The sequence below is a fragment of the Niallia sp. NCCP-28 genome, from assembly GCF_023168165.1.
Classification (GTDB): domain Bacteria; phylum Bacillota; class Bacilli; order Bacillales; family Cytobacillaceae; genus Niallia.
Map to the genome: position 1 here is coordinate 538,927 of NZ_BQYJ01000003.1, position 11,789 is coordinate 550,715.

Here is an 11,789-nt window from a genome sequence, read left to right on the forward strand (position 1 = left end):
TTTTTATTTTAGGACTTATTAGACAGCCCCGCTGGATAAAAAATGTATAAATATTAGTTTTTTAGCGATTATACAATCTATTTAGGAGATTAGTTTTTTTCTTTTACTCCAATCCAGATTTCGCTATGGACATGTTCCAGATTAGATAAATCTCCAGTAAAAGAAATTTCCGGTACGTCTGCCAATTCATAATTGGAAGAAGGCAGCCATTCTGATGCGATTTTTGACCAAGTATCCTGCATCGTTTGAGGGAAAGGGCCTGATGATGTGAAAATGGCCCATGTACATTCAGGCACATGCACTACTTCAAAATTTGAAAAATCTCTATTTAATGTGGTGATGGAACCAACTAGATGGTCTAAGTTTCCCTTTTCTTTTTGTCTTTCGCTGTCAAAATTATAGGAAGCTTGAACAACGGTTTTTATATCTGTATTTCGAAAGCTCTGCAATTTTTCTTTTTGTTCCTTTGTAATGGACTGGATTAGTTTTATAATCTCAGGATTTTGTCCTTCAAAAACAATGGGCACTCTTTTGCTGATCCCAACTAGTTTAAAAGCTTCTTTTTTTTCTATTCGATAATTCAAATCAGTTCCTCCTCTAATGGTAAGTTGGAAGGTCATCTGTGGAAATAGTTTTAAATTTTTTGCTTTTTTTACTTCAGAAGGATTTATTCCAGACCACTCTTTGAAAGCGCGTGTAAATCCATCTGCGGAATGATAGCCATATTTAACTGCAATATCAATCACTTTGCTGGTGTCTTTTTGTAAATCCAAACTTGCTTGAGACAGCTTCCGGTTGCGAATATACGTATTTAGGGACATTCCAGATAAATAGGAAAATAACCGGCGAAAATGGTATTCAGAAGTTCCAGCAAATTTTGCTATTTGGAGATAATCTATTTCACTGTCCAGATTATTTTCAATATAGCGTAAAGCGGCATTCATATTTTTTAGCGTATCCATTTGATAACCTCCTTGCAGTTTTTATTGTAAAAAATACTGGCAATGTACATTCCACTTATATGAGACGGAAAATATCGGATGCTAATCAATATACATAAGAATAAAAAAACAGTATGGGTGAATAAATGCCTAATGTTAAGATTATAATGCCGAATGGACAAACGAAAAAGTTTATTCTATGCATTATTTATTAGATAATTCTTTTATCATCAGCACATGGGGAATGCCATCTTCCATAAAGATGCTGGATGCTGTTTTGTAGCCGAGTTTTTGATAAAAACCTTCTGCCTGTGTTTGACCGTGTAATTTCGTTTTCGTTAAGCCCTTTTCTGATGCGATTTCCTCTAATGATTGAATGATTACCTTACCAAGACCAAATTTTCTGTATGGCTCTAAAATGCAAATTCGCTCTAATTTAGCAAATCCATCAACAGATCTTAAGCGTCCTGTGCCGACTGGGTTTTCCTTATGTAATATCAATATGTGTTCACAATCTTCGCTTAAGATATCGAAATGATCAAACTCATCTTCTAGTGCGACGCCTTGCTCTTGTACAAATACTGTTTTTCGAATGTGAAAAGCTTTGTTTAATTCTTCTTCATTTGTTATTTTTATGGATAAGGTCATTTTTTCAATCCTTTTCTAAAATTTAATTAACACCTTTTATTAATGTTGCATTTGCAACAAAATTAACGTAAGATTAATTTAACCTATTTTTATTGTAAATGCAATAAAAAAATGACGAAGGAGTTTTAGAATGAAAGACATTTTGCGTGAAATCGGTATGATAGCTAGAGCCTTAGATTCAATCAGCAATATAGAATTTAAAGAGTATGATTTGACGAAGGGGCAGTATCTGTATCTTGTACGCATATATGAAAACCCAGGCATTATTCAAGAAAAGTTAGCCGAAATGATAAAAGTAGACCGCACAACAGCGGCTCGTGCGATAAAAAAACTAGAAATGCAAGGGTTTATTGAAAAAAAAGAAGATGCAGTAAATAAAAAAATAAAAAAATTATTTCCAACAGATAAAGCAAGCACCGTGTATCCAATCTTAAAGCGGGAAGGAGAGCATTCCGACCGCGTTGCTTTAGCGGGATTTTCTGAGGAAGAAACAGAAACACTTTTTCATCTTCTGCAGCGAGCTAGAAAAAACATGGAAGTGGATTGGGAATATGTGAAAAAAGGCAATAAACGCATTTATTAGTAAAAAAAACTCAAATCGTTTAGTAGATATTGCTGATTTTCTGAGAAATATAGTGGAGAATTATAACAAAAATAATAAAAAACATTAAAAATTTTAATAAAAAAATTTATATTTCTATAATCATTGCATATAATAAGAATATAAAGAGAAAGGAGGTTTCTTTTTGAAGGCGAAGGACGTATTAAGAATTCTAAGTATTACAAGACCTACTTTAACGAAATATGTAAAAGAAGGAATTATTGGAACGAATACTCTTCCGAATGGAAGATACGATTATATCGAAGAAGATGTTTATGCTTTTTTAAACAAAGGAATGAAAAGAAACACATTTATTTATGCGAGAGTGTCCACCAGTAAACAGAAAAAAGATCTAGAAAAACAAATCGAACAACTTAAACAATTCTGTTTTTCAAACGGATGGCAAATTAATCGAATATTTAAAGATGTGGCAAGTGGGATCTCATTTGAAAAAAGAAAACAGTTTTTCGAGATGCTGGACGATGTTGTAAGTGGAAAAGTAGAACGAGTGATCATTACCTATAAAGATAGAATGAGTAGAGTAGGATTTGATTTATTTAAACATTTATTTGACAAGTATAATACGGAAATCATTGTCATGAGTGAGATTGGGAATGTGAAATTGGATAGCGAGGAAGTATTCGAGGAAATAGTAAGTTTATTACATTGTTATTCCATGAAAATGTACAGTAAAAGAAAAAATAAGGTAATAAAGGAACTAATTGAAAGGGAAGAACCAGAATAAAGAAGGTGATATCAATTGAAAGTTACGAGAGTAGAAAAACATATCATCAAGCATAATCATGCTTATTATCAAATTCTAGATGACTTTTGTTTTAAATCGAAGAATTTATACAACTTTGCAAATTATCAAATTAGACAAGAATTTATTAAAGAAAGCAAATATATTCATTATAATGAATTGGATAAGCTATTAAAGAAAGATGGATTTAATTATGATTATAAACAAATGCCAATTGTTCAGTCTTCACAGCAATTATTAAGGCTATTAGATAAGAACTGGAAATCATTTTTTGCTAGTATAAAAGACTACAAGAAAAATCCAAATAAGTATACAGGAAGACCGAAATTGCCAAAGTATTTAAAAAAGAATGGCAGACAAATAGTAATTCTAACAAATCAAAATTGCAAATTAAAAGATAACATGGTGAAATTCCCTAAATCCTTCAATGAATTTACGCTTAACACGAAAATAGAAAAAGGGTTACAACAAGTAAGAATCTTACCAGGAAATAAACACATTATCATAGAAATAGTATACAAAATAGAAGTAAAAGAAAATAAATTAGATAATGGTAAGTATTTATCCATTGATATTGGATTAGATAACTTTGCAACCATTGTGAATAATGTTGGACAAATTCCAGTCGTTATTAATGGTAAAGGTCTAAAATCAATTAATAAATGGTACAACAAGAAAATTTCTCATTATCGCGAAGTGGCTAAACGCATAAATAATCTCGATTGGACAGATAGAATGAATAACTTGACGATCAAACGGAATAACGTAATGAGTAATTTTATTCATCAAGCAAGCAACTGGACAATTAAACACGCTTTATCATTGGATTGCAATACAATTGTAGTTGGTAACAATAAAGATTGGAAACGTGAAAGTAAAATGAGTAAGAGAGTTAATCAATCCTTTGTTGGTATTCCTCATCAAATGTATATACAGCAATTACAGTATAAAGCAGAGAATGTGGGATTAAATGTGATTATTACAGAAGAATCTTATACGTCTAAATGTAGCTTTTTAGATTTAGAAGATGTCTGCAAACAGATTGTCTATAAAGGAAAACGTATCAAACGTAGTATGTTTCTATCTGCTGAAAATAAATTAATTAATGCAGATGTAAATGGCGCTTACAATATAATGAGAAAAGTATTTTCAGATGCTTTTGCAAATGGAGTATCGGGTGTGGGGTTACATCCTGTTCGAGTAAATGTTATTTAGGTAACATGGACGAATGAATGAAATTCATTAAAATTTTTAATTCAGTTTAGAGATTTTAATGATTTTAATAACCTAATGATGTACATATAAAAGAAGAACCTGTCATAAGTGCGCAAAAAATGACAGGTCGAAACAGAAAAAAGTTTTAATGTATAGATAGGCTAAGGGAGGCAAATTAGTGAGTTAAATAGAAGATTTGCAGCGTTTGATTGATTTTATTGAAAAAATCTTGATCAGCCATTGGACGTTGATCGAATCGCAAAAGAAGCAAATATTTCTCCGTTTCATTTTCAGCGGTTGATATTTCGGCAGGAGAGTATATCGGAAGAAAAAGGCTGTCCTTAACCGGTCAAGAATTGCTGAATACTGATACCAAAATAATCGACCTTTGTGAGAAATATTATGGATATGACACACTAGAATTTTTTTCAAACGTTTATCGGAAACAGCCTGGCTACACCAAACGAAACAAAAAAAGGAATAGGGAAATTAGCGATTTACAATTTATTTGTCATTCACACGGAAGGGAAGAGAAACGATGAATGTAAGGATTAAAGAAAAGGATAGTTTTCAAGTAGTTGGCATTAAAAGATCTTATTTGTATACAAATGATGAAAATATGAAAGGAATTCCAAAGTTTTGGGAAGAGGTGAATCAAAACGGTCAGGCAGATTTGTTGTCCAGTTTAAATAGTGGTGAATTAAAGGGGCTTCTTGGTGTTTGTGTGGATGATCCTCAAAATGAAAAATTAGACTATTGGATTGGCGTAAGCGGAGAAGAAGAAAAAAGCGATGATTATGAATTGTTGGAAGTTCCATCTGGAAAATGGGCAATTTTTGCAGTAAATGGTCCGATGCCGCATAGCATGCAGAAAATATGGAAGCAGATTTATTCGGAATGGCTGCCAACAAACCCTTATAGATTAGGAAGCAATATTTCATTAGAAGTATACAATGATGGCAATCCTTTTAGTGATGATTATTATTCGGAAATATGGATTTCGATTATGGAGAAGAAATAATTCTATTTTTTATTGTACAGAAGAAAGTTAGCTGGAACATTTGGAGCAGAAATTATACTTTCTGCTTTTTGCATTAGGGCATTTTTTAGGGAGGAGATTCAGCAGAAACTTTTGACGAATGGAAGTAATTCTCGTATAATTAACTATGTATTTTAACATATAAGGAGGATTATTAAAAAATGACACATGCGATGAGATTGCGATTCCCAACTTTGAACAAGTGAATTGAATATGTTCAAAGGCTCTGTTTGTGCAGGCAGAGTAAACGGGATTAGTCTGTCCTTTTTTAATAATCTTCATTTTGCAATCATCAATAGTAGATGAAGAAAGGTGGATGAATCTGCCTTTTTTTATTTTTGCAAATTTTTCTTTCATTTTATCAAAAAGAAGGTTTATTTTGCATTTATAGGAGATATGCTCTCAAGCTGCAAGGCTGCTTTAAAAGAAGCAATCTTAGTAGCAAAGGGGAGCTTATTTGGTGAACATTGGACAGAAAAAAAGCGCTTTGCTTATGTATTAATGCTCCTTTGTTTGGCAACGGCTATCTTAGCTTCCCTCTTTATTAATAAGGATGGGTCTATTCCCTTTACTTTCTAATCACAGGCAGATGTCTGTGATTTTTTTTATAAATGGAGGGAATAAATAATGGAAAAAGTTAGTATAGAATTAAAAAAAATTGAAGTTTCTTATTTAGATAAATTAGTATTAAACGTCCCAAGATTAGCGGTTCATCAGTTTGATCGGATTGGAATTGTCGGGAAAAACGGGGCTGGAAAAAGTACGTTATTAAAACTAATGCTTGGAGAAATTATTCCTGACAAAGGAGCAGTTCATCGATTTTCTGAAGTTGCCTACTTTGATCAATTGGCAGCACCTGTTGAAAAAGAAGTAGATTATAAATTAACAGGAAAACTGTCTATTCCACAAATAGAATTGGATCATTTAAGCGGCGGAGAAAAAACGAGGCTGAAATTGGCGCAAATTTTTACTTCCTACCATGAATGCCTGCTGATTGATGAACCAACAACTCATTTGGATCAGGAAGGCATTCAATTTTTTATCGACAAACTGGCTTATTATTATGGAGCTCTTGTCCTTGTCAGTCATGATCGATATGTATTGGATCAACTAGTAACAAAAATATGGGAAATAGAGGAGGGATGTGTGACAGAATATACGGGCAATTATTCTGATTATGTCGCTCAAAAGGAACTTCAAAAAAAGCAGCAGCAAGAACAGCATGAGAAATATGTGAAAGAGAAGAGCCGTCTTTTAAAAGCAGCGGAAGAAAAAATGAAAAAGGCTGATAAAATTACGCAAGCCAATAATCATATTTCCAAAAAAGAAACGAAGGCAAAAGCAAATAAAATGTTTATGACAAAATCAAAAGATACGAGCCAAAAGTCTGTTCAGCGTGCAGCAAAGGCATTGGAGCAGAGAGTGGAACAACTAAAAGCAGTAGATGCACCAAAAGAAGAGGGAATGCTTCGTTTTCATCAGGCAAAAGGAATTCATCTGCATAATAAGTTTCCAATTATGGCAGATCGAGTGACAGTAAAGGCAGGAGATCGAACGCTTCTTAAAGAAGCAAGTTTCCAATTTCCCTTGGGAAAAGTGATTGCCATAACTGGAAACAATGGATCAGGGAAAACAACTTTGCTAAACCATATCTTGCAGAAAAAAGAAGGTGTTACGCTCTCTCCAAAGGCAGTGATAGGCGTTTATAAACAAATGGATTATCAATTTGAACAAGATGAAACAGTTCTCTCCTATATAAAAGGAAGAAGTGATTATGAAGAAGGGAAGATTCGTGCCGTTTTACATGCCATGCATTTTACTGGAAATTCTTTACTGGAAAATGTGCGCAGTTTAAGTGGGGGAGAGGCTATCCGTTTAGTGCTTTGCCAGCTTTTTTTAGGAAATTATAATATATTGGTGTTAGATGAGCCTACCAACTTTTTGGATGTTTTTTGTGCAGAAGCATTAGAGCGTTTTTTGCAAGGATATGAAGGGACGGTTATTCTTGTTTCTCATGACCGTCTGTTTATTAAACGTATTGCAGATTATGTGTATGCTATTGAAGACCAGCAATTATTATTGCAATAAACAAAAGGCTGTCGAACTTTCGACAGCCTTTTGTTTATGCCATATCTGCAGCAGCAGACAGAAAATGTTTTTGAAGCGGTTCAACATGTACGCTGTAAGCAACGATTTTCTTTTTGTACTGTTTGACAATATCAATATGATCATTGTATTTGTGCATTATTATTTTTACGTTATATTTGCCTTTTTTTGCATCAATAACGATTGGTGTTCCGCCATTTTTAGGGTTTAGATAAACATGTTCGTTATAGCCGCGATAGATTGTATATTTTTCCAGAACAGCAGCTTCATTAAAAGCACGAATTACCTGCATTTTTTCCTTGTCCTCTAGCTGAGTTCCATTAATGCTAATCATGACATCTTCTTCATGAAGTTTTGCGTGCATTTCAAATTTGCGGATCAGCCAATTTACCGTACCAGTTGGCAGACAGGTCATTAATACTTTTACTATACAAACAGCAAGTATAGAAAGAAAAACAGCCCATGTCATACTTCATCATCTCCGTTACAATTAAAATGGATATTTTTATAATACTTATATTAGCATAGGAAAAATAGGTTGAAAAGTTATTTACCATACTTCTAATTTTAGAAATAGATCATCTACTCCATATCATTTTCAAAAAATAAGAAAACGTTCTTAATCAAGAAGGGATTTTATATGTTTTGTCGAATGACTAGGTTAATAGTAATAAAAGATGAAATACTAAAATAGTAAGATGGAAGCGTTTCGATAGGAATAAATTGCTAGGAAGCAAGATGGAGGTAACTAATGAAAAAACTATTAATAGTAGGGTGTGTGCTGTTGCTTACGGCATGTACTCCAAAAGAATACTCCTTAAATATTCGTGCCGGACAAGAGCAGTTGCAAGAAAAAAATTTTGCTGCTGCATTAACCTCTTTTGAAAAAGCACAAAATAAGAAAACAACAGAAGAAGTAAAAGTATTTATTAAAGCAGCTCATTTATTGAATGAAAGCGCAGAAGCATTGCAGGAAGGAAAATTTGACCAAAGCATACAAAAAGCCGAAAAAGTTCAAGCGATAGATGGTAAGGAGGACATAAAAAATACAATCAATACACAAGCAGAGCGGCTGATTTCAGAAAGTCAGAACCTGTCTAATCAGCAGAAAGCAATGGAAGAAGAACTTGCCAAGGGGAAAAAAATGTTGGAAAAACAGCAATTTGGGGAAGCCTATGCTATTTTTGAAAAAGCGAAACAAAATAGAGAGACTGATAATCAGGCAATTGCCGTTTTAAGCAAAAAATTAACTGATTTAATGGATAAAACCACAAATGCTAAAAAAGTGTATGAAGAAAAGATAGCAAAAGAAAAAGCAGAAAAGCAGAAACAAGAGGCGCTGCGTTTGGCAGCGGAAAAACGAGCGCAAGAAGAAGCAATTCGTTTAGCCGAAGAGCAGAAACAAAAACAACAAGCGGCTGAGCGTTTAGCTGCAGCACAGAAAGAGAAAAAAGAAAAAGAGCGAACAACAATGGTGCAACAAAAAAAGCAAACAGCAGAAACCAGTTCGATAGAAGTCCAACAACCAGAACAAAAAACAGCAAGTTCTAGTACTGTACAGCAAAAGACAACTACAGTGCCACATGAATCAAATCAAGAGGAAAACACCAAACAGGCAGAAGAAAAGCAAACAACAGAATTGACGAGCAGCCAAGCGGTTCAATTAGTCAAAAATCATTTAAATATAAATAATGATAAAATGCATGTAGAATATGATCATATGGACGGGGACAATTATATTATTCATGTATTTGAGGTGGTTATTGATGATCCCAAAACCAATGTAGGCCATACGGCAACATATGGATGGTATGGGGTAAATAAGTATACGAAAAAAATATATGATGCTTTCAATTAAGCAATAATTGGCTTTTTTATTAATAAGTAGTTCTATCTAGCTAGAGTGTGATAGAAAGAATGGAAATTACTAAGGGGGTCTAAAATTTAAACTCCCTTAGTACATGTGGCAACCTCGTATTTACATAAATATATCCGATTTTTGATCTCCGCCTCAAACTGATAAAAAAAACGAGAAATCCAGATGGGGATAACTGCCCATAAAAGTCTGATTGAAGTTTCTCATTATTTTTTTACAAACATTTGAACCCATTCATATCCTGTTTGTTGAAATCCAACCCCGATATGTGTGAATTTTTTGTTTAAAATATTAGCTCGGTGACCTTCGCTGTTCATCCAGGCGTTTACGACTTCTTGAGGTGTCCGTTGACCTTGCGCAATGTTTTCCCCTGCAGACTGATAAGTGATGCCAAAGTCTCTCATCATGTCAAATGGGGATCCATATGTTGGACTTGTATGTGAAAAATATCCTTTTTCATTCATATCTTTTGCTTTTACATTTGCTACGTTATTTAATTCAGGATAAGCTTGTAGAGCGGGAAGCCCATTTTTTTGCCTTTCAGCATTGGTTAATTGAATGACCGCTGCCACAAATTCATTTTGCCCTTGAGTAGTTGCGGCAGTTTTAGGAGCAGCAGCTAGTGATGGCTGATTTCTTTGTGCTTGAGTTTGCTGCTGTATATTTTTAGTGTTTTGATCTGTTGTATTAGTAATGACACGTGACTGATATTTAGCTTCTTGAACCTTTATTGCAATAGTATGAGGATAATTTACACTATTTTTGTTTGTTTTTAAGCTAGAGACTGTGTCCATATCGTTATGTTTAAAGTTATCTTTGTCTAGTGCTTGATCATGATCATTACAAGCGGTAAGCGTGAGTAAAAGGGTGCTGATAAAAAAGGTTTTATAAAAATGATTGAATTTCATGATGTTGGCTCCTTCGTTTTTTATTGGTGCATAATGGACAAAAACTTTTCAGTTTCAGGATGATTGCAAACAGAAAAGTGTAAAAAATTTTGCCTGCAAAAGCTATTTTTTATACCACTCAATCAATACAGAGGAAAGGCAACCATATTGACATATCATTAGTCTTTCATCTTGTACGCAAAAATAATGGCGGTAATTTTAAACAAAGTATTGAAATGTTTCTTTTATTGGAAATAAGCTCAAACTAAAAGCTATGCAGAGTAAAATGCATTTCGTTTTTAGTTCTCTCGTTATTCAAGTAGAAAGGATTCAAGACTTTTTTTTGTGAAAATGAATAAAGAACTGATAATAGTCACAATGATGTATATCATGCAGTGCAATCAATAAAATGGAAGAAAAAATCATTTTTTTCGCTGTTATTTTCAAAACTTGTCTCTCCTCCCCAACTTATATACAATATAATCGTACATACACCATAAATAGAGGAGCCTATACATATGAAAAAAAATTTTTTATTTAGTTTTCTTGTAATAATTTCTATTGTTTCGCTTGCAGCTTGTGGAACAAAAAAAGAAGATAAATCCAGCGATTCTTCCAATGTTGACTATGCAGATAAAATTAAAGAAAATCCACTTGTGACGATTGAGATGAATGATGGGGAAAAAATCGAAATAGAGTTGTATCCAAAGGTAGCCCCAAATACAGTAAGCAATTTTGTTTCTCTAGTAAACAAAGGATTTTATGATGGTTTGACGTTTCACCGAGTGATTCCTGATTTTATGATTCAGGGGGGAGATCCAAATGGGGAGGGAACTGGGGACCCTGGCTACAGCATAAAAGGGGAATTTAGCTCAAATGGTTTTGATAATGGCTTAAAACATGAAAGAGGCATTCTCAGCATGGCAAGATCAAATGACCCTGATTCTGCAGGATCGCAATTTTTTATTATGGTTGCAGACCAGGCAAGTTTGGACGGAGAATATGCAGCATTCGGAAAAGTAATCAGCGGCATGGATATTGTAGATACAATCGTAAATGTTGGAAGAGATGAAAATGATAAACCGTTAGAAGATGTAATTATGAAAAAAGTAACAGTTGATACAAAAGGGGAAGAATACCCAGAACCTGAAACAAATAAGTAAAAAGTTTTCTTTCTGCAGAAAAAAGTGGTATGATAAAAGCTGATTTTGAAAAAGGAGTTGTTTAATATGGCAGAAAAAGGTTACATATTAATGCAAAATGGCGAAAAAATTGAATTTGAATTATATCCAAACGAAGCACCTGGAACAGTTGCTAACTTTGAAAAGCTAATCAAAGAAGGATTCTACAATGGATTAACATTCCACCGTGTTATCCCTGGTTTTGTAAGTCAGGGAGGTTGTCCAACCGGAACAGGAACAGGCGGTCCTGGCTACACAATTAATTGTGAAACAGAAGGAAATCCTCATAAGCATGTAGAAGGTTCTCTTTCTATGGCGCATGCAGGACGCAACACTGGAGGAAGCCAATTCTTTATCGTTCACGATCCACAGCCGCATTTAAACGGAGTACATACTGTATTCGGAAAAGTAACTTCAGGCATGGACGCTGTAAAAGCAATGAAAAACGGCGATGTAATGGAGAAAGTAGAAATTACTGAATAATAGTAAATCAACAGGACGGCTTTTAAAAGCTGTTCTGTTTTTTTTAATC

The 11,789-nt window shown here is 33.8% G+C and carries 13 protein-coding genes; 9 read left to right on the forward strand and 4 right to left on the reverse strand.

Features of this window, described 5'->3' with window-relative positions; translation table 11 throughout:
• Window positions 1-89: 89 nt before the first annotated feature.
• Window positions 90-962 (reverse strand): AraC family transcriptional regulator, encoded by an 873-nt coding sequence (locus NCCP28_RS11915; RefSeq protein ID WP_248561618.1) that lies wholly within the window; start codon window positions 960-962, stop codon window positions 90-92.
• 183 nt (window positions 963-1,145) lie between these two features.
• Window positions 1,146-1,589 carry a GNAT family N-acetyltransferase gene (locus NCCP28_RS11920; protein WP_248561619.1) on the reverse strand — a complete coding sequence of 148 codons (444 nt, stop codon included), beginning with the start codon at window positions 1,587-1,589 and terminating at the stop codon, window positions 1,146-1,148.
• Window positions 1,590-1,719: 130 nt separating this feature from the next.
• Between NCCP28_RS11920 and NCCP28_RS11925 the strand changes: the two genes are divergently transcribed.
• From NCCP28_RS11925 to NCCP28_RS11945, 6 genes are all read left to right on the forward strand, one after another.
• A complete protein-coding gene (locus tag NCCP28_RS11925) occupies window positions 1,720-2,172 on the forward strand; it encodes a MarR family winged helix-turn-helix transcriptional regulator (protein WP_248561620.1) in 453 nt (150 codons plus the stop codon).
• 163 nt (window positions 2,173-2,335) lie between these two features.
• On the forward strand, window positions 2,336-2,935 hold the full coding sequence (locus NCCP28_RS11930) for an IS607 family transposase (protein ID WP_248561621.1): 600 nt from the start codon (window positions 2,336-2,338) through the stop codon (window positions 2,933-2,935).
• Between the two features lie 15 nt (window positions 2,936-2,950).
• A complete protein-coding gene (locus tag NCCP28_RS11935; RefSeq protein WP_248561622.1) occupies window positions 2,951-4,168 on the forward strand; it encodes an RNA-guided endonuclease InsQ/TnpB family protein in 1,218 nt (405 codons plus the stop codon).
• Between the two features lie 538 nt (window positions 4,169-4,706).
• Window positions 4,707-5,189, forward strand: a complete 483-nt coding sequence (locus NCCP28_RS11940; RefSeq protein WP_248561623.1) for a GyrI-like domain-containing protein — start codon at window positions 4,707-4,709, stop codon at window positions 5,187-5,189.
• Between the two features lie 179 nt (window positions 5,190-5,368).
• On the forward strand, window positions 5,369-5,413 hold the full coding sequence (locus NCCP28_RS23830) for an erythromycin resistance leader peptide (RefSeq protein WP_108745583.1): 45 nt from the start codon (window positions 5,369-5,371) through the stop codon (window positions 5,411-5,413).
• Window positions 5,414-5,834: 421 nt separating this feature from the next.
• Window positions 5,835-7,295, forward strand: a complete 1,461-nt coding sequence (locus tag NCCP28_RS11945) for an Msr family ABC-F type ribosomal protection protein (RefSeq protein ID WP_248561624.1) — start codon at window positions 5,835-5,837, stop codon at window positions 7,293-7,295.
• A gap of 34 nt (window positions 7,296-7,329) precedes the next feature.
• Here the strand turns inward: NCCP28_RS11945 and NCCP28_RS11950 are convergent, their stop codons facing one another.
• On the reverse strand, window positions 7,330-7,782 hold the full coding sequence (locus NCCP28_RS11950; RefSeq protein ID WP_248561625.1) for a YfmQ family protein: 453 nt from the start codon (window positions 7,780-7,782) through the stop codon (window positions 7,330-7,332).
• A gap of 282 nt (window positions 7,783-8,064) precedes the next feature.
• On the opposite strand from NCCP28_RS11950, the gene NCCP28_RS11955 reads away from it, so the two are divergent.
• Complete coding sequence (locus tag NCCP28_RS11955; protein WP_248561626.1) at window positions 8,065-9,171, forward strand: coiled-coil domain-containing protein; 1,107 nt, start codon at window positions 8,065-8,067, stop codon at window positions 9,169-9,171.
• Window positions 9,172-9,395: 224 nt separating this feature from the next.
• Here the strand turns inward: NCCP28_RS11955 and NCCP28_RS11960 are convergent, their stop codons facing one another.
• Window positions 9,396-10,097: a CAP domain-containing protein gene (locus tag NCCP28_RS11960; protein WP_248561627.1), complete on the reverse strand. Its 702-nt coding sequence runs from the start codon at window positions 10,095-10,097 to the stop codon at window positions 9,396-9,398.
• Between the two features lie 497 nt (window positions 10,098-10,594).
• Between NCCP28_RS11960 and NCCP28_RS11965 the strand changes: the two genes are divergently transcribed.
• Window positions 10,595-11,239, forward strand: a complete 645-nt coding sequence (locus tag NCCP28_RS11965) for a peptidylprolyl isomerase (RefSeq protein ID WP_248561628.1) — start codon at window positions 10,595-10,597, stop codon at window positions 11,237-11,239.
• A gap of 66 nt (window positions 11,240-11,305) precedes the next feature.
• Window positions 11,306-11,740 carry a peptidylprolyl isomerase gene (locus NCCP28_RS11970; RefSeq protein WP_248561629.1) on the forward strand — a complete coding sequence of 145 codons (435 nt, stop codon included), beginning with the start codon at window positions 11,306-11,308 and terminating at the stop codon, window positions 11,738-11,740.
• Window positions 11,741-11,789 lie beyond the last annotated feature (49 nt).